This is a genomic window from Acetomicrobium thermoterrenum DSM 13490, from assembly GCF_900107215.1.
GTDB lineage: Bacteria > Synergistota > Synergistia > Synergistales > Acetomicrobiaceae > Acetomicrobium > Acetomicrobium thermoterrenum.
This window is the reverse complement of record NZ_FNPD01000004.1, coordinates 18854-40375: the sequence shown is the minus strand read 5'-3', so window position 1 is coordinate 40375 and position 21522 is coordinate 18854. Positions and strand designations below refer to the sequence as shown.

Below are 21522 nucleotides of genomic sequence, written 5' to 3'. Positions count from 1 at the left end.
GTTTGTAGTCTACCTATGAGGGATTGAAACTCAAGATAGTCGTTCAGCATGCGTTCACGTGCAAGTTTGTAGCCTACCTATGAGGGATTAACGCTACGTATTGTATCTTCATTGAATTTTTACTTTAAGCGCATTTCCAGTGTGGTATTAATAATCATTAAATACCTTTTCCCGATCGTTAAGTATGGTTAAAAACACTAAGTCGGGTTCTGGAAGGTGGAAGAAAAATGTGCGAGTTACTGGGGCTGTGCCTCAATTTGCCCGTGAGGTCAGATATCTCTTTTAGAGGATTTCGCCATAGGGGAGAAAAATAACCCTGATGGCTAGGGAATAGCTTTTTCCAGATGAATCTGCTCTGGTAATAAAAGGAAAAATTAGTGCTAAACAAAGCAAGCAAGCGAAAATTTTACTTGATTATCTCGAAATATAAGCTAGAATTTTTATTGGACATGTAAGACGTGCAAGCGCCGGGGGAAAAGTAGCAAAAACACTCGCTCGTTTAGCGGGGAACCGAATGGGACGGAATACGTCTTTGTTCATAACGGAACACTGAACCATGAAAATTTAAAGCTTGGTAGATTCAAACCGATCGGTGAAACGGATTCAGAAATTGCCTTTTGTTATTTACTGCATCATATTAAAAATAATCCTACTGGCATATTGAATAGCATGAATAAAAACAAATGTTTCGATTGGTTGGCTGTAGAAGAAATCAACACATATGGAAGCCTAAACTGCATATTTTCTGATGGGAAGTATCTATTATGCTATCATGACAAAGATAGATATAATGGGTTTTGCTTCGTGCAGAGGAAATCTCCCTATGGGATGGTTCAATTAGTTGACGAAGATTGGGAGGTGAATCTTACAGAGGAAAAAACTCCGGATCAAGAGGGTTATATTGTTGCTACGAAAAGACTAACGAAAGCAGAGCATTGGAAAGATTTTAAACCTGGTGAGTTTATCGTATTTACGGAGGGAAAGATTTGGTATTTAAATAAACGCGATATTATTGTATGATAATAATCAACTGGCATGGGAAAAGAAAATTGCAAAATGCTCAACAAGTTCACGTTGATTAAGGCAGAGGTAGTTATATAGAAAATATGCAGGACAAGCGAGCAATAAAATAAAAACAAGTATCTTCCACATTTTTGCGGCTGGCGTCCATGTTGAGATATTATCGTCTGTTATTTTTAAAAATATGGATAAGTGAAGCGAAATAATATAAAAAACAAGCATTGAAGGTGAAGCTAGAATGGAACAGTTTATAGTACAGATTAAACCATTGACGCCTTTGTGGACAGGGGATGTCAATAAGGAGTGTTGCACTTTAAGAGAAACCGGCATCATCGGAAGCTTAAGGTGGTGGTACGAGGCTTTGATTAGAGGATTGGGTGGAAGTGCTTGTGACCCCACAAACTCTAAATGCGATGAGAAGTATCATTGTGATGCATGTGAGTTGTTTGGGTGCACGGGTTGGGCCAGGAAGTTCAAGCTTGAGGTGAAAATTGATGATGGGGCAAAAAGTATCTGTGAGGCTAAAATAGGAACAAGAGATAAAAGGAAATTAAAAAGTGGATATAAATATCTAGTCAGAAAAACCAAGGGTATAATATTTAATAGCGCACCTCTGAAATTTCTTCCTCTGAGAGAAATATCTGAAGGTGAGTGGAATTTGTTGAATAAAACGCTGTACATTATATCAAATTATGGTGCATTAGGAGCAAGTACTTCTCAAGGAAATGGCGTCATAAGTATTACAAACAATAGTTTACCGCACAGTCAATCGTTAATTCCAATTGATAAATCTCAAAAAGTACAGGAATTACCTAAATTAGATAATTTCTTTTTTTATAAATTTAATATTAAATTTAATAACAATATATTAGAATTAATCAATAGTAAAGTGTTCTGGACGCACTCTAAAGACCATAGTGAGTATAAAGAAGATTGGCGGTCATGGACAGATGTTTGGGATAAATATAATTTCCTTCCGATAGCATTCCACATTAGAGATTCAATTAGGCATCTAGAAAACGACAGAGATAAAAGGCATAAGATATTTGGAGAAGCTGGTAAAGGCTCTACAGTATTTGTTTCTCATGGTTATCGAGTTGATGATAAGACTGTAGAGGTAAGAATATATGGATATAGCAAGGATAATGTTAAAGATAAAATAAAGTGTGAATTAAAGACTAAAATAAAAGATAAATTATTTTCTTCAAATAGCTATAATAATAGTTTAAGTAATTGTACTTTAAAATATAGTAAAAATGGTAAAGATTTACTGGAGGAGTTAATATGATTATTCATGATTATTATCTTTCAGTTATTGAAATGGATGGCGATATTAAAAAAACAATCGTAAATTTAGGTAAGAAAAAACATGAGATTATAGCAAAAAAATCAGATGAAAAGCTTAAGGAATTTACATTTGAAGAAGATTTTAAAAAAATGCCAAAATATTCCATGTTCCTTGAAATTAAATTCATACTGAAAAGATCATACACAAGTAAAGGCGAAGGTGAATTCAATGTCATCAATGACAAAATATTTGAAAATCCTATTGTGCGGGATAAACTGACAGGTTCTCCAATGGTAAGACCTTCTACATGGAAGGGGCATCTAAGATTTGCGGCAGAAAGTGTTAATGATTTGGATGGTAAAAATATCAACGAGATTACAAAGTCTGAAATTATCGAAAGGCTTTTTGGTCCCGAGAGCACTAGTGATAAAGCTTTGGAAGGAAGGCTTCACTTTTTCCCTACTTTTTTTACCAACAATGCAGAAGAAGACGTCATTACACCGTTAAGTAGGACTACTCGCACCCCAGTCGACAGGATAGGTCCTATAACTCTTGAGGTTATGCCGATAGGTGCGGAGGGCGATTTTCGTCTTCTATATTTTCCATACCCCAGAGACATAATGTTTTCTGAAGAGCAGGTAAAGACGGATTTAAAGTTTCTGACGGAAGCTTTAGAGTTGATGTTTTTTACCTTCGGCTTTTCGGCCAAGAAAACAAGCGGGTTTGGAGTGATCGGGGACGACCCAATCGTAACTGTTTGGATATGCCCTCGTGAACAGCAAAGCTTTAATAAATGGGAGGAATTTAAGGAATATATAAATAAACCGTGGAGTGGAGATCATGTGTGAACTTACCTGCAAAATAAAAGACAAAAGAAACGATATCCTAATGGGCGAGATAGGGGCGCTTCTTCATGATATCGGAAAGATGCATCCATATTTTCTCAAACATCAGTCAATCGAAAGAACAACAAGCTTCAGCCATGAGAATATCAGTAATTTTTTGGATCCAATTCTATATAGACATATATGTGATAGCGCGTTTGATTTCACAATAATGACACCCAGTAATATAAAAAACCTTATCGAGCAACATCATAAGCATTCCCAAGCAGATGATATTGTAAAATATTTACAAAAATGTGATCGTAAGGATTCAGCTGATGATAAAGGCATAGTAAGAAGAAAACAATCCATTAATAATACGATAATATCCTCACCTTTTGGTTTTGAGAATGAAAAGATAGATCTAAGTTGTCTCCAAAAAAGATTTGATGACCTGCAGAATAATTTAATTGAATTATTCGAAAACTATAGCGATATAATTAGTTTTAGAAAGTCATTAATAGGCAATCTTAAAACAGCGTTTTCTCATGCCTTAGGAGAAACGAGGATCCCGGCAAACGACGTTACTCTGTGGGATCATTCATATTCAACTGCATCATTGTTTAAGACGATTTTAGCAGGCATTACATGCGATGGATATAAAGATGTAAATGACTTAAAGTGGAGAATATTTGGTATCTGCTGGAATGGTGAGAATTTTATAAACCATGGCAGAAAGATAGCGGATATACAAAAAAGGGCAGAAATTATCCGTGAGATTAAAACATATATCAAGAGAACGCTTGAGGAAGAGTATCCCATAGGCAATGTAATTTACGAGGATGTAAATGGGATATATTTCACATTTCCCAATCTGAACGAAGAAGATCTAGGAAGATTAGCTGTCGAATGTGCAGATAAAATATTATCGAAAGTAGTATACAGGAAATGTAATAATGTAATGAATATTGAATTGAATAATGAATTGAATAATGAATTGTGGCCATTTTTCACCCTAAGTAAGCCATCCGGGTCTTTGACAATCATTGCTAATGAGTTGAAACGTGCATCTGAAAAAAGAGGGACCCCCAAAATATCTCCTTTTATTTTTATTGGTGATGAAGATAGAAATGAAGAGTTAATTAATTCCATGCCTGATTTAGATCGCGTATTTGACGAAGTTAAGGTTAAAGACGGTAGGTTGGATGTGTGTCCTGTTTGTGGGATAAGGCCAAAAAATGAAAGAGATGAAATGTGCTCAACTTGTCGAGACAGGAGAAAAGGGCGATTGGAGGAATGGCTAAAAGATGGGCAGGAATCTGTCTGGATTGATGAAGTTGCTGACAAAAACAACAGGGTCAGCTTGATTTCTTTGGGCTTCGACCTCGATAAGTGGCTGGACGGAACGATGATAAACACCATTTTATCACAGAGTTTTAAAGATTGGGGGAATTCAAAAAAAGTTAAAGATTTTTTAGAAAATGAGCAATATAAAAACAAATTAAAAAAAAGAAATATTAGTCTGACTGATGATTTGAAACAATTATCTAAAGAATTATTAAGTGTAATTACGAATGAAGATATTAATAAAGATTCTAATTTTAAGAGTAGCTTGATAAATATATATTTTGAAGATATTAGTTCTTCTCAAGAAAAAAGAGCCGATGATTATGTTGGAAAATTTGTTGCAAACCTAAAATCACGGCTAGATTCGGTTCCGTTTGATCCTTCTAATTTACAAACATTACTTTTCACCCAAAACCCATCTCCCGCGCGTATTTATAGAGTGTGGCGCGAAACTCAGGAATTTTTTGAAACAGTTGTTGAAAAGATTAAACGCGACATATATAGCCATAAGTGGAAAAGGGTGGCATTTTCTGTAGATTACAAGAAACTTCAGTCTGCGCTAAAGAGAAGCGATATGCTATTTGAAAAAACTCCTTATGTCATTAGATTAGATGGCCTGGAACCCAGAGACCTTCTCGTCTTGCATGTAGAAAACGGTGAATTTTGCACGATAGAATCCCTTGAAAAGTATAGATATGCTGATAAATCAGGTGAGGAGGCGGTCAGAGAGTCTTTAGAAAGAGGATTAACATATCTTGCCTTAGAGAGCAATCCTAACAATAATTTGCTAAAAGACAACAGCAATATCGAAGTAAATAAAGAAAAGACAAAGCATCAAGAATATATGCCCCTCATAGAAATAACAATATCCCCCATGTCCCTTCGGCTGATAGTGCCAACATTAGACTCCATAAAAATTACAAAGATGATAGCAACGCTCTATTCCCAAAGATTCGAAAAAGTATTGGGCAAGTTGCCACTAAACATGAAGATTTTGACGGCGAATAGAAAATTTCCCCTTTACGTCCTTTTAGATGCCGAAAGAAGAATGCTTGACGATAGAGAGTTTAAAAAGCCTGTCAAAATGAACCCATGGTGGAACGTTTATGAAACTGAAAATGATGATTTTTTCAAATTTTATCCTACAAGATTGATCGGAGAAAACGAAAAATATACACTTGACGATTTATCATCAATTTCCAAGGGAAGGCTATTTAGCCTCTATCCGGGCTATTTCGATTTTGATCTGCTTACCGCCACTACCGACAGATATAACATATATTACGAAGACGGAAAAAGGGGAGATGAAACTTACCGGCTTTATTCAAAAAGGCCCTGTTATTTTTATCAGATTTCAATGATAAGGGAACTATGGGATATATTATCTAATCTTTCAAGTTCTCAGATTAACAACATTGAGGAAGCGCTCACCACCAAGTTAAGAGAGTGGAGATATGTCGAAGATGGAAGCAACAAGAGAGAAGTATTCATGCGATTTGCCGAAGCAACCATTAAAGACGCCTTTGGAAGTATATGGGATAGCTTGAGAGAAGAAACAAGATGCCTCTTCATAAATTCTTTGCTCAACGGTCTTTTAATGGACACTATATTTATTTTTAGGCACATGATAAAGGAGGAGAAAGAAATTGGCGAATAATTTGGATTCAAAAAGGGTATTTGCGAGAGCCATTGATCCTATACATATAGGAGCAGGAGGCTACAGGCTGGGTTTGGTAGACAACACGATCATAAGGGATCCCGCTACAGACGTGCCAAAGATACCAGGTAGCTCGATCGCAGGTGTCGCGAGGGAATACTACACTATATACGAGATGGAAAAAGAATGCACTTTAACTGATGAAGCAGAGAAAAGAAAACACGCCGAGGAAAAGGCTAAAGGGATATTTGGAGACGAAAATAAAAAAGGAAAATTGCGTTTTTATGATGGACAAATAATACTTTTTCCCGTTTCATCCCAACAAGGAACTGTATGGATTACAACAAAGGAGCTCATGGAATATTGGTTTAACGAAGCAAAAAGCGAGGGTGACAATAGAATTAATATTCCTAAAAAAGTTAGCGATGAAGCTTACGTTGTCAAAGGAATAAAAGAAGATAGCAGTTATTTAAACCTTGGATGGCTACTTCTTGAGACGGAAAAAGTTGATTTTGATTGTTCTAGATGTATTGCTTTGCCAAAAGAAATAGATAGCTGGGCAGGAAAGATTGTCATCATTTCAGAAAAGCTTTTTTCTCATGTAGTAAACGACAATTTGGAAATAAGGACTTCCGTCAAGATAGATCCATCCACTGGAGCGGCCGAGCCGGGAAAGCTGTTTACCTATGAAGCTATATCCAGGGGGACAGTCTTCGGATTTGAGATTGGTGTAGATAAAGACGCCGACGTTACTGAGATATTAAACCAAGTTAATCCTTACTTTAAATTTATCGGCATAGGCGGCATGGGAACCAGGGGCTTCGGCAGGCTTGAGTTGTTTTATGATGGCAAAATAGACGCAATAAACAGAGACAATTCTTTGTCAGCATAAAACAAGTATGTTTAACTTTGGTTAAGTTTTCTAATATTAAAAAATTAAAAAGGGTATCTTAAAGAGGTGAGAAAGATGATCAACATGGATTATATATGCATGAAACATGCTCAAATGATTGTAAATTCAGTGGAAAGATCAGATAACAAGAATATAAAGAACCTTGAAAGAAACTTAAGAAAAGCTTTAGGGGTACTAAAGGAAGACGGTGTTTACGCAATGTTTCTTTGGCTTGAAAGTAAAGCTGAAAATACAAGGACAAATTTGATCAGTCTCTTAAATGAGGATTATGATGGTGTTAAAATACATGAATATCTGTTAGGTAAAGACAAAAAGTTTAAGACAGAACCTGACGGTTTTTATGAAGATCTGAAGACAGTCGCTAAAGACATCGATAAATTGCTGTTCATGAAAAAAATATTAGATCGTACATTGATTTATTCGTTACATCACTCAAAAGTCAAAGCAGGTGAATGATATGTGGAGAGAAATTGCAGTTTCGTTTAAATTGAAAAGCCCTCTTCATATTGGTTATATGCCCTTCAAGGGCTCTGTTATTTCGCCGACAAGATATTACGTTCCTGGCAGGAATTTGTGGGGAGCTATGACTAAACGTATAACAGAGCAATTATGCAAAAATACCACAGCAGATGATTATAAAAAAATAGGTACAGTGGTTAAGGATAATTTCAGGTTCTCGTATTTTTATGTATACGATGGCATAAATATATATTTTCCACGTTACACAGAACAAGGATTAAAGTATGGCAATATCTCGCGATCGGAATTTGAGCACAGATTCATAGGAAGCCAAATATCTACGGCTATAGATAGTACCGGAACTGCGAAAAATGAGAGCTTGCACGAAATCGAATTCATCAATAATAAATTTAAAGATACAAATGGCAATATGAAAGATGTAAGGATTATGGGATGTGTCTGGATCAAAGAAAATGCTGAAATAGGTGATAAAAAAGTAATAATATCCGACAAAGCAGAGATATTAATTGATGGATTTAATGTCATCGGAGAATTAATATTGGGCGGAGAATCGAAATACGGGTTCGGGCATGTATTATTTGATCCATCAGGTAGTGTAAAGTTTCCAATTGAGACTGTTAAAGCAGAGGAATGTAAAATAAAAATCAACGATAATTATATTATTGCACATCTAAAGTACGATAAAACTATAAAATTTAAAGGGGATATCGAGCTTTTAACGGGGAGAGGTTATTACGATCCCAAGATTTCAGGTGGCGAGACAAGTAATAAACCTGGCAGCGCGATATCTAAGCCAGAGTTTTATTTTTCGCCAGGAACATATATTGACTCAGGTACTACAACGTACGTAGTTAATTGGGATGGGACTTTAATTAGGATATAGCGCTCTTTGAATTTATCGTCACAGTAGCCAAAAGTTGCACTTCGGAAATGAAAAAGAACAAAACAATATCTAAACATCCACACTAACTACCTATAATCACGACAACCAAGGTGTAGGAAAGTTTCTAACCTACCTATGAAATACAGATACATTTCGCCGCGCATCTGTCTCATTAGGAGCCTCGCTTGGATAGTTTAATGCGCATAAAATAAGCTTAATGCTTGTAGCGATGTTTCGTGAACGACAGAAGAAAAGGTGACCGAAAAAATACTTAATGACTTATGCCGATGAAATCCAGAAGTATAAAGTTGAAAAGGCGCGCTTCTTAAAAGTGCGCCTTTTGCTTGTCTAAAATTGTCGTAAAAAAATGAAAGTGAATAAGGTTTGCAGGAATGTCATTTGACTTTAAATGTTGCGTAAAACTTAGCATTAATGTAAAATAATTTTAATATCAATTATCGATATTGGAGGCCGATATTGATGCTTCGTAGCCTTTTTTTGGGATTTGCAAAAATTCACATTCTTCATCACGCTAGCAAAGAACCGATATATGGATTATGGATAATCGAGGAGCTCGAACGGCACGGGTATCGTCTTGGTCCGGGCACGATTTACCCAACTTTGCATTCGATGACAAGGGATGGATATTTAAGGTGCGAATCTAAACTGGTGAACGGCAAGATTAGAAAATACTATACGATAACCAAGAAAGGGTCGTATGCGTTGAATCAAGCAATAGGTAAACTTCGTGAATTGGTCGAAGAAGTGCTTTAATTTTAAAAACGAAAGGAAGAATTTGAATGGCTTTTCAATTGGAAAAAGTCAAATATAAAAACATCCTAAAAATCGACAAACTACAAATACCCGAGTCAAAAATAACTTGCATAATAGGTGAAAGCGGAAGCGGAAAGACAACGCTGTTGCGTCTTCTGAATAATCTGATTTCTCCTGATGAAGGTTCGATATTTTATAAAGGTCGCAACATTGAAGACATAGATCCAATCCAGCTTCGTAGGGAAGTGGTAATGCTTCCTCAAAATCCTACCGTTTTTTCCGGAAGCGTGAAGGATAATCTTTTAATAGGGCTTGAATTTGCAGGAAAGGATGAAGCGGGAGACGAAGTTTTATCCGAAGTCCTGAGTATGGCACAGCTGGACAAACCTCTTTCAGCCATAGCTTCTGAGCTTTCTGGCGGAGAAAAACAGCGCCTGGCATTGGCGAGAATAATGCTTTTAGAACCAGAGGTTATATTACTGGACGAACCTACATCCGCTCTTGATGAGGGGACGGAAGAAAGGGTCATCGAAAGCGTTGTGGAGTTTGCAAAAAGAAAGGCAGGAACTTTGATAATGGTCGTGCATTCTAAAAGCATTGCCCAACGTTTTGCCGATGTTGCAGTCACAATACAAGGCGGCGGAGTTGTGGCGGAGGAGGGCTTATAAAATGATGATGGGAGTAGTCGATATAGGGTTTTTTAATTTATTGGCAGGATATGCTTTGATTCTTGTTGTCCTTGTTATGCTCAGACAACGCAACATAAAAAAAGAAACTGAGCTTTTAATTGCCGTTGTGAGGATGACCATCCAATTAGTGCTTGTGGGCTACATTTTGGATTATATATTGGGTTCTCAGAGGATGTGGATGACTCTGGCAGCTGTGGCTATCATGGAGGTTTTTGCTGTACAAAACATCTACCAAAGGGTCAAAATTGATATGACGCCGCGTTTTCGCAGTATAGTGGCTTGTAGTATGGCTTTTGGCACTATAATTACTATGATATTTTTCTTTTTTGTTCTTCTATCCGTAAAGCCCTGGTATTCGCCCCGATATGTAATACCGCTGTCTGGAATGCTGATTGGCAATTCTATGACGGGCATCACCTTGGGAGCAGAACGCCTGCTTAGGGGGTTTCATGATAAAAAAGAACTAATAGAGGGAGCGCTCATGCTTGGAGCAACTCCCGAAAGAGCTTCTAGAGAAATTATTAACGAATCCTTCACGGCGGCCATACTGCCCACGATCAATTCTATGGTTGGAATGGGCATCGTCTTTTTGCCGGGAATGATGTCGGGGCAAATCCTATCGGGTGTTCCCGCCGTTACCGCGATTAAATATCAAATGGCAATCATGTTTGCCATACTGGCAAGCGTTGCTTTTACCGTGTTTATATTAGTTGTTTGGGGCAGTAAGACCTTTTTCAACGACAGAGCCCAGCTGGTGTTGTATAGTTAATTTAATTAAAATGCAAGATAATGTCCTGTAGCTATTACATAATAGCTCTTATCACGTCGTATCTTTTATCGTCGCTTGCTATAAATCCATTGACGTTGGTTTTCAGGCCCTGGAAATCTTTAAATTCGATGAAGGCTTTTTGTAATAAGGATATCATTTCCTCCGGCATGTTTGGATTACAAGCTAAAGCATCCTTTGACGCTTTCTAACCATATCTTTCCGACTGCCGTGAGCCATTTCACCTCAACAAATGATAAAAGATTTTGTTGTCTGCTGATTATCAACAAGCACTTGAGGCTGCTCTCTATTCTCTGTAACTAGTATAAAGTTTTTCTTGCCTATAATCCAAACCCTTGTTATCCTTTGAAAGGCATTTTGTGACATTAATTGCAAAATTCTTAGAAAAGAGGTCATTAATCGATGAATCGCAAGATTTTACTGGAACGTAGTAATGTTTTGTGGAGAAAGCTGTTTAGTAAAGGTATCGATGCTTCAGTCTTATTTAATATTGAAGGGTTGGGTTGGGAAGATCTTTACTATTTTTCCGGGTTTCGCGGAACCAGCGGAGCCCTGGTGGAAAGCCGCAATGAATGTGTATTGATCACCGACGGGAGATATATTCTGCAGGCTAAGGAGCAAACCCCCTTTAAAGTTGTGGACAGAAAAGATCAGGATTTAGTCTCAGTTGTGAAATCCCTGCTTGCAGATTTAGGGGCAGAAGTAGTCGGTTTTAACGCAAAAACTCTTCCGACTAGTTTGTATCTAAAATTTGAAAAACCAGCCTTCGAGATGGTCGATATATGCGATGTTTTTGCTTCATGTAGGCGTAAGAAATGCAAAGAAGAAATTGAGCTTATTAAAATTGCAGCCCAACTTGCCGGCAGGGCTTTTTTAAAGTTGCTGGACAATTTAAAGCCGGGTATTAAAGAGACCGAAGTTGCTGCTAGGCTAGAGTATGAAATGAAAATGCTTGGAGCGGAGGGCGGATGGGGTAATGTCGATTTTATTGTGGCTTCCGGAATTAGGTCGGCATTGCCGCATGGCAGGCCTACCTCAAGAGTCTGGCAATCTGGAGAATGGGCGACATTGGATTTTGGTGCCAGGTTTGCCGGTTATGTCTCGGATATCACGAGAAATATTATTTTTGGAACACCCCCCAGCAAAGCGGTTGAGATGCATGATTTACTATGCAAGGCCCATGTCGAAGCTGCATCGAGATTAAAAGCAGGTGTTACGGGCAGGGAAGTGGACATGGTTGCGAGAAATGTCCTGGCCGACGGTGATATGGCTAACTTTTTCATTCATAGTCTGGGGCACGGAATCGGTCTTGAAGTTCACGAAATGCCGAGATTGGCATCCAATTCAACGGATGTACTTGAAGAGGGAGACGTTGTGACCATCGAGCCGGGGGTATATGTGGAAGGTTATGGAGGCATGAGGGTAGAGGACGATTATTTGATCACTAAAAGTGGAGCAGAAAGATTAACTGCCGAAATCCCCATGGAGTTATTTGTAGTGTAGTATTATAATAAACGCGCAAATAAATAATGGGGAGGGATATTTATGAAGTCGGCAGTGCGTTTTATGGTAATGCTAGCTACTGTTGTTTTTTTGATGAGTAGTGGTTTCGCTTTTGCAGAAGCACCCTTTCATATTGGAATTATGACTGGGACAGTTTCTCAACAAGAAGATGAGCTTCGCGGTGCCGAAAAGATGATGGAGATATATGGCAATGAAGCCCAGGGAGGCATGATTAAGCATGTCACATACCCGGACAACTTCATGCAGGAGATGGAAACTACTATAAGCCAAATCGTTGGAATGGCGGACGATCCAATGATGAAAGCAATTATTGCCAGTACTGCTGTGCCCGGAACCACAGAGGCCTTTAGGAGAGTTAAAGAAAGAAGGCCGGATATCATATGTTTAGCTGGCAATTCCCAGGAAGACCCGGGCGTTATATCGTCGGTAGCCGATTTGACCGTAAACCCAAATGACATATATAGGGGCTATCTACTTCCCGTGGCAGCACAAAAAATGGGTGCCAAAAATTTTGTCCATATTTCCTTCCCCAGGCACATGAGCTATGAACTTCTGTCGAGAAGACGAAACATAATGGAGGTCGTGTGCAAGGATATTGGAGTTAATTTTCATTTCGAGACAGCTCCGGACCCTGTTAGCGATGTTGGAGTAGCCGGTGCGCAACAGTTTATACTTGAGAAAGTTCCTGCATGGCTGGAAAAATACGGGAAGGAAACAGCTTTCTTCTGCACTAACGATGCCCAGACCGAGCCGTTAATAAGGCAGATTGTAAATTATGGCGGTTATTTCGTTGAGCCCGATTACGCGTCTCCGCTTATGGGGTATCCCGGTGCACTAGGCCTGGATTTGACGGCGGAGAAAGGAGATTTCCCGGCAATAGTTAAAAAGATTGAAGCAGTGATAATAGAAAAAGGAGCCAGCGGACGGCTAGGCACATGGGTTTACTCCCACCCCTATGTGGTTACAGCTGGTTTAGGCGAGCTTGCTAAAAGGGTGGTAGAAGGAAAGGCAGAATTAACCATAGATGATTTCATTGATGCCTGTAAAGGCATTACACCAGGCATCAAGGTGAATGGGAGCCCTTATGTCGATATGAGCACGGGAGTTGAGAAATCCAATTACATCATGGTTTATCAGGATACATACGTGTTTGGAAAGGGTTATCTTGGGATGACAGAAATAGAAGTTCCTCAAAAATATCTCTCTATAAAATAATAAACTTTTTTTATCTTTGACGTATAATAAAGTAAAAGAGAGGGAAAACCTCTCTTTTACTTTATTGAAACATAATCTTTTCCATCATTCATTATTACGTGATACATTTATAGTCCCTTAGACATTGCATCCCTTGGATAATTGCGAAGAGATGTCCTAAATATGTTTACATGTAGTATTAATTTGTCAATCTTAATTTGTTTTGCCAACATCCGGAAATGCCGTATCGAAAATGGTATTTGCCATAATTACTTACGTTGCTTCTCACGGCCATCTAAAACAGGGCGAGTTGTCTTGTCCTGGAAGAAAATTTGTTTTTCAGTTTTTCATTGCTTGGTTGCTCTTGAGGCAGAGGTTTTCCGCCTATTGTAATAAATTCTCTTGCCCGTGTGAGGGATATGCCAATGCGTTTTAATCCCTGTTCGTCTAAATAACCTTCGCGCCTGGCTTTTATAATCTTTTTTGCAGTTTTTGGGCCTATGCCGGGAACAAGTATGAGGCTTTCATATGGAGCCCTTTTTATATCTACCGGGAATAAATGCATGTTTCTCAAAGCCCATAACATTTTTGGATCCATTTCGTTCGAGAGGTTTTCCGTTCCCTGAAAAATATCTTCTACTTTGAAACCGTAAAATCTAATTAGCCAGTCGGCCTGATATAGCCTGTGTTCTCTCAATAGAGGAGGATTGGTTACGTCGGGTAAAACCCCAGGATTTACCGGAATGTATGCCGAATAATATACTCTCTTTGTCAAATTGTCAGAATATAATGCATTGGCCAATTTTATGATTGTTGCATCGGATTCCGGGGTTGCCCCGATGATCAGCTGGGTTGTTGTGGATATATTAATATCATGTTCTAAAGAGTTATACCTAACCGATTTAAGTGCTCTGATAATATCACTTGAAGTTTTGTCAGGGGCTAAGAGCTTTAAACTTTCTTCTGTCGGAAGTTCAATATTGCAACTAACCCGTGTAGCCAATGACATTGCCACTTTAATAAGGTCTGGTGAAGTTCCTGGTATGATCTTTAAGTGTATATAGCCGTCAAAGCCAAATATACGCCTCAAGATTTTTGCCGTACTGATCATGAGTTCCATTGTGTAATCGGGATTTTTGTAGATTCCTGAACTCAAAAAAAGGCCTTTTATTTGGCCCTTCCTATATAGTTCATAGGTTAATTTGGCCAATTCCGCGGGCTTGAAGATCGCTCTTTCGATATCATTTGAGCGTCTGTTGTAGCAGTACTTGCAGTCATTAATGCAAATATTAGTGAAAAGGACCTTTAAAAGCGGAACATGGCCTCCACCGTTGCAGGGGCTATAAAAGATGAAATTATTGATGTCGTTGCTCGTCCCTGCTTTTATTGCTCCTTTCCTATCTTTGCCACAGACCCTGTCGTATTTGGCTGCTTGAGCAAGGATTGATAATTTCTTCATAATACCCATGTTTAACTTGGCTCCTTAAGGGTTTTACACCTAACAATTATAGCTCCATAACCATAACAATGTTGTATTTGCTTGAATTTTCTTTAACTATTATCGACAATTACCTGTCATTTGATGTATTATTATAATCCTAGAATGTTCATATTAACAGAACCGAAGAACTAATTAGATATCAAAATATTGACATTTATTGCATGCGTTATTAGATCCTTTTGCAGATATTCTTTCCTCGTCTCTTTCGTGGAAGTACAAAATAAGGTTTCGCTAAATCAAACTTCCAAATATGCTTGCCACAACTTTTTTCGTCAATTACATCAGCAACTCCAGACAAGAGAGGTGAATTCTAATGAACCATAAGAGGCTGATAATCGCCTCCAATCGACTTCCTTTTACTGTAGAAGAAGACGATAAAGGGGATTTGAAGTTAAAAGCGAGCGCAGGCGGCTTGGTAACAGGCCTGAGCGCCTATTTGGATTCGTTGCAACACTCTTCATTTACCGAAGGGAACGAATATGTGTGGCTTGGATGGCCAGGGGCTTCAATTAGCGATGAACATAAAGAACACATAAAACAAATAGCGGAATCACAATTTAATGCCTATCCGGTGTTCATGGAAGAGGAAACGATGGACGCCTTTTATCACGGTTTCTGCAATAAGACGATTTGGCCGCTATTTCATTATTTTCCGACATATGTTGTTTATGAAAAGGAAAGTTGGGAGTCTTACAAAGAAGTCAACGAACATTTTTGCGAAACCATCATGGAAATTTTGAGGCCCGACGATATCTTATGGATACATGATTATCATCTGATGCTGTTGCCCCGCCTTATTAGACAGCGAATGTCGGAGGTTTCGATAGGGTTTTTCTTGCACATCCCCTTTCCTTCCTATGAGTTGTTCCGCCTTTTGCCCAAAAATTGGGCAAAAGAAATTTTACAGGGGTTACTTGGTGCAGATGTGATAGGTTTTCATACCCATGATTACACACAGTATTTCTTGAGGTCTACCCTTCGCCTCTTAGGATACGAGAACAACATGGGTAAAATGTTTATCGATCACCGACTGGTCAAAGCCGATACATTCCCAATGGGCATCGATTTCTATAGGTTCAACAATGCCGTTAACTCAAGGGAGACGCAAATAGAGAGGGAAAAACTTCAAAATATTCTTTCCGGTTTAAAGACCATAGTTTCCGTCGATAGGCTGGATTACTCAAAGGGGCTTTTAAATAGACTTGAGGGTTATAAGCTCTTTCTTGCCAACAACCCTCAATGGCATGGGAAGGTTACTCTGCTTTTAGTTGTCGTGCCATCGAGGATTGGCGTTGATAGGTATCAAGCGATTAAGACAAAGATAGATCAGATGGTTGGAAATATCAACGGCGCTTACAGTACGCTGAACTGGGTGCCAATTAACTATAAATACGGCCATGTTCCCTTTCATCAGCTGGTTGCCCTTTATTCAGTTAGCGATGTAGCTTTAATTACACCTCTAAGAGACGGTATGAATTTGGTGTCAAAGGAGTACGTTGCATCTAGAAAGGACATGGCCGGAGTGTTGATTTTAAGCGAGCTCGCAGGTGCTTCCAAAGAGTTGGGAGAGGCCATCTTGATAAATCCAAATGACAGAGAAGAGATCGCTGCTTCGATTAAAGAGGCCTTGGAAATGCCCGTTGAAGAGCAGCAAAACAGGCTGGAAAGAATGCAACAGAGGTTGAAAAACTATCATGTGGTGAAATGGGCCTCGGAGTTTATTCAAGAATTGGATTATATCAAGGACGAGCAGAGAAGATTCCAAACCAAAATTCTCGACAAAAGGGCTACAGCCAAGATGTTAGACGAGTTTGAAAAGGCCAACCATTGCATCTTCTTCCTCGATTACGATGGCACCTTGGTTCCCTTTTCCGGGGATCCCAAGAAAGCTATCCCGCCGAGGGAGCTTTTGGATCTTTTACGCGAACTTTCAAAAATAAATAAAGTAGATATCGTGATAATCAGCGGCAGGGAAAGAAGTATCCTCCAGCAATGGCTCGGGGATCTCGATATAAACTTCGTGGCCGAACACGGCGTTTGGATTAAAGAGAAGGGCAAGGATTGGGAGTTATTGAGACACGCGAGCAGCGAATGGAAGAAAGACGTGCTTTCACTTTTGAAGCATTATGTCGATAAGGTGCCGGGATCTTTTCTGGAAGAAAAAGAGTATTCTGTCAGCTGGCATTTCCGCAAGGCCGATCCGGAACAAGCAGCCGATGCAGCAAGGGAATTAACGGACCTGCTTTTACAATATACGGCCAATACGGATGCGCAGATTATACAGGGTCGCAAGGTTATAGAAGTAAGAAATGCGGGTATTGACAAGGGCAAAGCAGCACTTTATTTTCTTTCCAAGAAAAATTACGACTTTGTTCTTGCCATAGGGGATGACAGAACAGATGAAGATTTCTTCAGGAGCCTGTCCACTCAGGCATGGACGGTCAAGGTCGGGATGACCCATTCAAATGCACGTTCCAATGTGATGAGCTACAAAGATGTGAGGAATTTGCTCGATATGCTGAAGAATAGAGCGAGAGGTGAAGTTTGATGAGCAATGAGTTTCGTTTTTTTTCGGAGACCCACCAGACTAGATTGCTGGGAATGAAAGCGAAAGATCCAATTCAACTTCTTGATGGTCTCAGGAAAATACCGGAATCTTCGATGTACTACCATACACACCGCTTCTTACAGCAGCATTATCGCGTTTCTCCCGAGCCGCCCAACGATTTTGCCTACTGGATAACAAATATCTTGGGACTGAGAGAGTTAGGGGAAAGCATTACCAGTGTGGATATAGTTAATATAAAATCCATCGAAGAGCTGAGAACAAGATATATAAAGAAATTAGAAGATCATATATTGAGCGGAAAGCACATCAGCGGCTGCATAGAGGGGCATGAATTTCACTTCATGGATTGCAAAACTTTTGTCTTTCAGACGGACTTTGCAGCAAATACCTTGGCGGAGTTTGCGGAGGCAATGGAGAAAATTCCAATCACATCCATATGTTTTCATATTTTTGAGCCAAGATTGCGTTACCAAAAGCGAGAGAATGATTTTTCTGCATGGTTGAGGAATATTGGCGAGCATGAATTGGCAGACAGGATATCGCGGATGGATCCCTATGCCTTTACATTGGAAGGTTTAAGAAAAAAGATCATTAAAATATTGAGGAGAGATGATTGTTTTGACAACGAACATTAAAGAATACTCTTCGATAGTGGGACAGGATATCATAGATGAGCTGTATTTGTTGGCTGGCAAGCTCGAGGGAAAGGTGATAAGAAATATAAATTCGACAAAGGTTGGTGGTGGAGTAGCCGAAATATTAAATCGAATGATCAGCTTATTAGAGCAGCTGAGCGTAGATGCCCGTTGGGATACGATAAAAGGTGACGAAAATTTTTTTAACATCACCAAAAAAATGCATAATGCCCTTCATGGCGTCGACGTTGAAATATCCCTGGAAGAATTTATGTATTTTCTCGAAATCAATCGCAAAAACGCCAAAGAGATGGATTTTACGGGCGATATCTTTTTTATACATGACCCACAGCCCATCGTTTTGGTTGAACTAAAGGAATCGCTGGGGAATAAATGGGTTTGGAGATGTCATGTAGATTTTACGACGCCCAAGGAAGAAGTAATGGCTTTTCTGAAATTATATATAGAAAAATACGACAGCGCAGTCTTTTCTGCACCCGCCTTCGCCAGGAAATTGCGCGTACCGCAGGTTTTGATCTCTCCTTCCATTGATCCATTAAGCGACAAAAATAAAGATTTGTCTCAGGAGGAAATTGACTCGGTTCTCGAAAAGTTCGGGATAGACAAATCTCGACCCATAGTAACCCAGATTTCTCGTTTTGATTACTTAAAGGACCCGATAGGAGTCATCGAGGTTTACAAAAGAGTCAAAAGACACTTGGATTGTCAATTGGTGCTTGCCGGAGGAGGCGCCACCGACGACCCTGAGGGAGTTAAAGTGTTAGAAGAGGTCAAAAACGCAGCAGCCGATGATCCTGACATTTTCGTATTGTTACTTCCCCCGAAAAGTGACGTTGAGATAAACGCGCTACAGAGAGCGTCAAGTGTAATCTTGCAAAAATCACTTAAAGAAGGATTTGGGTTAACGGTTGCGGAAGCTTTATGGAAGGAAAAACCGGTAATAGCCTCGGCAGTCGGAGGCATTCCTCTACAGATAGCTCACAAGCACTCCGGAATACTGACTTACTCCATTGATGGCACAGTTCATTATCTCAAACAGCTTTTGTATGAACCGGAATATGCTAAGGGTTTGGCCCAGAACGGTAAAGAGCACATAAAAAACAATTTTCTCATAACCAGGCATATCAAGGATTATCTGCTCCTATTTTTATCGCTATATAATGGTGGTGATATACTAGAACTAAATTCATGTATTCATTAAATCTAATATTACTACTATAGCGTCGTTTCTATAAATATTTAGTCAATGATTTCTGACGTATTTGTTATCTCACCTTGTCAAGGGGATAGTGGTGATGGGGGCATCCATATTCTGAGTGATGATGACCCTAAAGAAGTTTTTCTGCTCCCATTTGACTGAATTTTCATGTCCTCTGTAAGGTGGATCGAAATACGTACCAATATGTCCATGTATACTTTATCCTTCAAAAACATATTTGTGCGGTAATCTTAAGGGAATGTTGCCAAAAAGCACGCATGCTTTTTGGCAATCCTTTATTTTTAGCGGATTATGCTTTTTTGAAAACCATTACAGACAAAGGAGGAAGGGTCATTACCAACGAATGAAACCTGCCGTGAATTGGGACAGGAGTTGCTTCAAGACCGCCGAAGTTGCCGTGACCGCTTCCGCCGTATTCTTTAGCGTCGCTGTTTAAGATTTCCTTCCAAAATCCACCGCTTGGAACACCTATTCTGTAATTATAGCGAGGTATGGGCGTGAAGTTGCAGGCTACCAATACTGTTTCGTTCTCTGACTTCCGCAAAAAGGATATAATGCTGCTTTCCCAATCGGAAAAGTCCACCCATTCAAATCCGGTATTCTCGAAATCTCTTTCATAAAGAGCAGGCTCACTGCTCAAAAGACGATTTAAATCACGAACCCAACGCCTTATGCCTTCGTGATTAGGGTATTCCAACAAGTGCCAATCAATGCTTGATTCGTGATTCCATTCCCTCCACTGGCCTAATTCGCCACCCATAAAAAGAAGCTTTTTCCCGGGATGAAGCCACTGATAACCCAGAAGAGCCCGCAAATTAGCGAACTTTTGCCAATCATCTCCCGGCATTTTGGCAATTAGCGAACCTTTGCCATAGACGACCTCATCATGAGATAATGGCAGCACGAAATTTTCGAAAAAGGCATACCATATACTAAAGGTTAACTGGTTATGATGATATTGTCTAAATATGGGATCTTTCGAGAAATATTCGAGCGTATCGTGCATCCATCCCATGTTCCACTTCATGCCAAACCCCAATCCACCCAGATAGGTAGGTCTGGTTACTTGAGGCCATGCAGTAGATTCCTCTGCAATGGTTTGAACGTCAGGATAGTTTCTGTAGACCTCTTCGTTGAAACGCTTTAGAAAATGTATCGCTTCAAGATTTTCCCTTCCGCCGTATTCGTTAGGTATCCATTCGCCATCCTTTCTCGAGTAGTCGAGATAAAGCATAGAAGCCACGGCGTCGACTCTTATTCCGTCTACGTGGTATTTATCCAACCAGAAAAGAGCGCTTGAAATTAGGAAGTTGCGTACTTCGTTTCTGCCGTAATTAAAAATACAGCTTTTCCAGTCAGGATGAAAGCCCTTTCTAGGATCAGCGTGTTCATAAAGATGTGTTCCATCGAAAAAGACCAAGCCATGACCATCGTTCGGGAAGTGGGAGGGCACCCAATCGAGGATCACGCCTATGTTGTTTTGGTGCAATACGTCGATGAGATACATAAAATCCTGGGGAGTACCATATCTGGAGGTTGGAGCAAAGTAGCCGAGCGTTTGATATCCCCACGAACCATAAAAGGGATGTTCCATTACTGGCAAGAACTCGACATGGGTAAACCCCATTTCTTTCGCGTAATTTGGCAAAAAAGACGCCAATTCGCGATAAGTTAAAAACCTGTTGCCTTCCTCAGGAAAGCGCCTCCAAGAACCAAGATGCACCTCATAGATGGACATAGGGCTTTTGAAAGAGTTATGTTTAACCCTTTCCTTCATCCACTTTTCGTCCTTCCATTCGTAGTTTAAGTCCCAAACAATCGAGGCTGTCTTGGGTGGCCTTTCCCAATAAAAAGCATAGGGATCTCCTTTGTCTACTTCATAATTGTTGTAGTTTGACACGATATGATATTTATAAAGCGTTCCCGAATCTATTCCCTCTATGAAACCCTCCCAGATTCCTGTCTCGTCTTGTCTTGGGCTTAAAGGATGCGCCTTTTTGTCCCAGTTATTGAATTCGCCTATGACGGAAACGGATTTGGCGTTTGGAGCCCATGTGGCAAAGCGAACTCCGCTGTTGCAAAGATGCGCGCCCAACTTTTCGTAAAGGCGAAAGTGATTGCCCTCTTTGAAAAGATATATATCCATATCTGTGAACGGAGAAGTCCATGTTGATTCTTTACGATTATTCATGTATAC

The 21522-nt window shown here is 39.5% G+C and carries 17 protein-coding genes and 1 pseudogene; 15 read left to right on the top strand and 3 right to left on the bottom strand.

Annotation, left to right across the window (positions count from 1 at the left end; genetic code table 11):
• Window positions 1-489: 489 nt before the first annotated feature.
• The 10 genes and pseudogenes from BLU12_RS09935 to BLU12_RS04185 all read left to right on the top strand — a co-directional run.
• A pseudogene (locus tag BLU12_RS09935) lies at window positions 490-1020 on the top strand (class II glutamine amidotransferase); the annotation flags it as partial.
• Window positions 1021-1258: 238 nt separating this feature from the next.
• Window positions 1259-2308 carry a type III-B CRISPR module RAMP protein Cmr1 gene (gene cmr1, locus BLU12_RS04225; RefSeq protein ID WP_091460841.1) on the top strand — a complete coding sequence of 350 codons (1050 nt, stop codon included), beginning with the start codon at window positions 1259-1261 and terminating at the stop codon, window positions 2306-2308.
• On the top strand, window positions 2305-3156 hold the full coding sequence (locus BLU12_RS04220; RefSeq protein WP_091460839.1) for an RAMP superfamily CRISPR-associated protein: 852 nt from the start codon (window positions 2305-2307) through the stop codon (window positions 3154-3156). The genes cmr1 and BLU12_RS04220 overlap by 4 nt, the downstream gene beginning before the upstream one ends.
• Window positions 3149-6136 carry a CRISPR-associated protein Csx11 gene (locus BLU12_RS04215; protein ID WP_091460838.1) on the top strand — a complete coding sequence of 996 codons (2988 nt, stop codon included), beginning with the start codon at window positions 3149-3151 and terminating at the stop codon, window positions 6134-6136. Before BLU12_RS04220 ends, BLU12_RS04215 begins: the two co-directional genes overlap by 8 nt.
• Window positions 6126-7028 (top strand): type III-B CRISPR module RAMP protein Cmr4, encoded by a 903-nt coding sequence (gene cmr4 / locus BLU12_RS04210; protein ID WP_091460836.1) that lies wholly within the window; start codon window positions 6126-6128, stop codon window positions 7026-7028. Before BLU12_RS04215 ends, cmr4 begins: the two co-directional genes overlap by 11 nt.
• A 75-nt stretch (window positions 7029-7103) precedes the next feature.
• Window positions 7104-7505, top strand: coding sequence for a hypothetical protein (locus BLU12_RS04205; protein WP_200778706.1), 402 nt, complete (start codon window positions 7104-7106; stop codon window positions 7503-7505).
• Between the two features lies 1 nt (window position 7506).
• On the top strand, window positions 7507-8412 hold the full coding sequence (locus tag BLU12_RS04200) for a hypothetical protein (RefSeq protein ID WP_091460834.1): 906 nt from the start codon (window positions 7507-7509) through the stop codon (window positions 8410-8412).
• 480 nt (window positions 8413-8892) lie between these two features.
• Entirely contained in the window at window positions 8893-9186 is a 294-nt protein-coding gene (locus BLU12_RS04195) for a PadR family transcriptional regulator (RefSeq protein WP_091460833.1), read from the top strand.
• Window positions 9187-9212: 26 nt separating this feature from the next.
• A complete protein-coding gene (locus BLU12_RS04190; protein ID WP_091460831.1) occupies window positions 9213-9854 on the top strand; it encodes an ABC transporter ATP-binding protein in 642 nt (213 codons plus the stop codon).
• Window position 9855: 1 nt separating this feature from the next.
• Window positions 9856-10644 (top strand): ABC transporter permease, encoded by a 789-nt coding sequence (locus BLU12_RS04185; RefSeq protein WP_091460830.1) that lies wholly within the window; start codon window positions 9856-9858, stop codon window positions 10642-10644.
• Window positions 10645-10678: 34 nt separating this feature from the next.
• On the opposite strand, the gene BLU12_RS10165 is transcribed toward BLU12_RS04185, so the two are convergent.
• Window positions 10679-10801 carry a hypothetical protein gene (locus tag BLU12_RS10165; protein ID WP_268753503.1) on the bottom strand — a complete coding sequence of 41 codons (123 nt, stop codon included), beginning with the start codon at window positions 10799-10801 and terminating at the stop codon, window positions 10679-10681.
• 263 nt (window positions 10802-11064) lie between these two features.
• On the opposite strand from BLU12_RS10165, the gene BLU12_RS04180 reads away from it, so the two are divergent.
• Window positions 11065-12165 carry a M24 family metallopeptidase gene (locus BLU12_RS04180; RefSeq protein WP_009200384.1) on the top strand — a complete coding sequence of 367 codons (1101 nt, stop codon included), beginning with the start codon at window positions 11065-11067 and terminating at the stop codon, window positions 12163-12165.
• Window positions 12166-12207: 42 nt separating this feature from the next.
• On the top strand, window positions 12208-13401 hold the full coding sequence (locus BLU12_RS04175) for a DUF3798 domain-containing protein (RefSeq protein WP_091460828.1): 1194 nt from the start codon (window positions 12208-12210) through the stop codon (window positions 13399-13401).
• 274 nt (window positions 13402-13675) lie between these two features.
• On the opposite strand, the gene BLU12_RS04170 is transcribed toward BLU12_RS04175, so the two are convergent.
• Window positions 13676-14848 (bottom strand): putative DNA modification/repair radical SAM protein, encoded by a 1173-nt coding sequence (locus BLU12_RS04170; RefSeq protein WP_091460827.1) that lies wholly within the window; start codon window positions 14846-14848, stop codon window positions 13676-13678.
• A gap of 346 nt (window positions 14849-15194) precedes the next feature.
• Here BLU12_RS04170 and BLU12_RS04165 point away from each other — a divergent pair, with 346 nt between their 5' ends.
• Genes BLU12_RS04165 through BLU12_RS04155 form a run of 3 tightly spaced genes read left to right on the top strand, consistent with a single transcriptional unit; the run spans window position 15195 to window position 19307 of the window.
• Window positions 15195-17429, top strand: coding sequence for a bifunctional alpha,alpha-trehalose-phosphate synthase (UDP-forming)/trehalose-phosphatase (locus BLU12_RS04165; RefSeq protein ID WP_091460825.1), 2235 nt, complete (start codon window positions 15195-15197; stop codon window positions 17427-17429).
• Window positions 17429-18085, top strand: coding sequence for a DUF5752 family protein (locus BLU12_RS04160; protein ID WP_091460823.1), 657 nt, complete (start codon window positions 17429-17431; stop codon window positions 18083-18085). The genes BLU12_RS04165 and BLU12_RS04160 overlap by 1 nt, the downstream gene beginning before the upstream one ends.
• Window positions 18060-19307 carry a glycosyltransferase gene (locus BLU12_RS04155; RefSeq protein WP_091460822.1) on the top strand — a complete coding sequence of 416 codons (1248 nt, stop codon included), beginning with the start codon at window positions 18060-18062 and terminating at the stop codon, window positions 19305-19307. The genes BLU12_RS04160 and BLU12_RS04155 overlap by 26 nt, the downstream gene beginning before the upstream one ends.
• Window positions 19308-19614: 307 nt before the next feature.
• Here the strand turns inward: BLU12_RS04155 and glgB are convergent, their stop codons facing one another.
• Window positions 19615-21516, bottom strand: coding sequence for a 1,4-alpha-glucan branching protein GlgB (glgB, locus tag BLU12_RS04150; RefSeq protein WP_234945444.1), 1902 nt, complete (start codon window positions 21514-21516; stop codon window positions 19615-19617).
• Window positions 21517-21522: the final 6 nt, after the last annotated feature.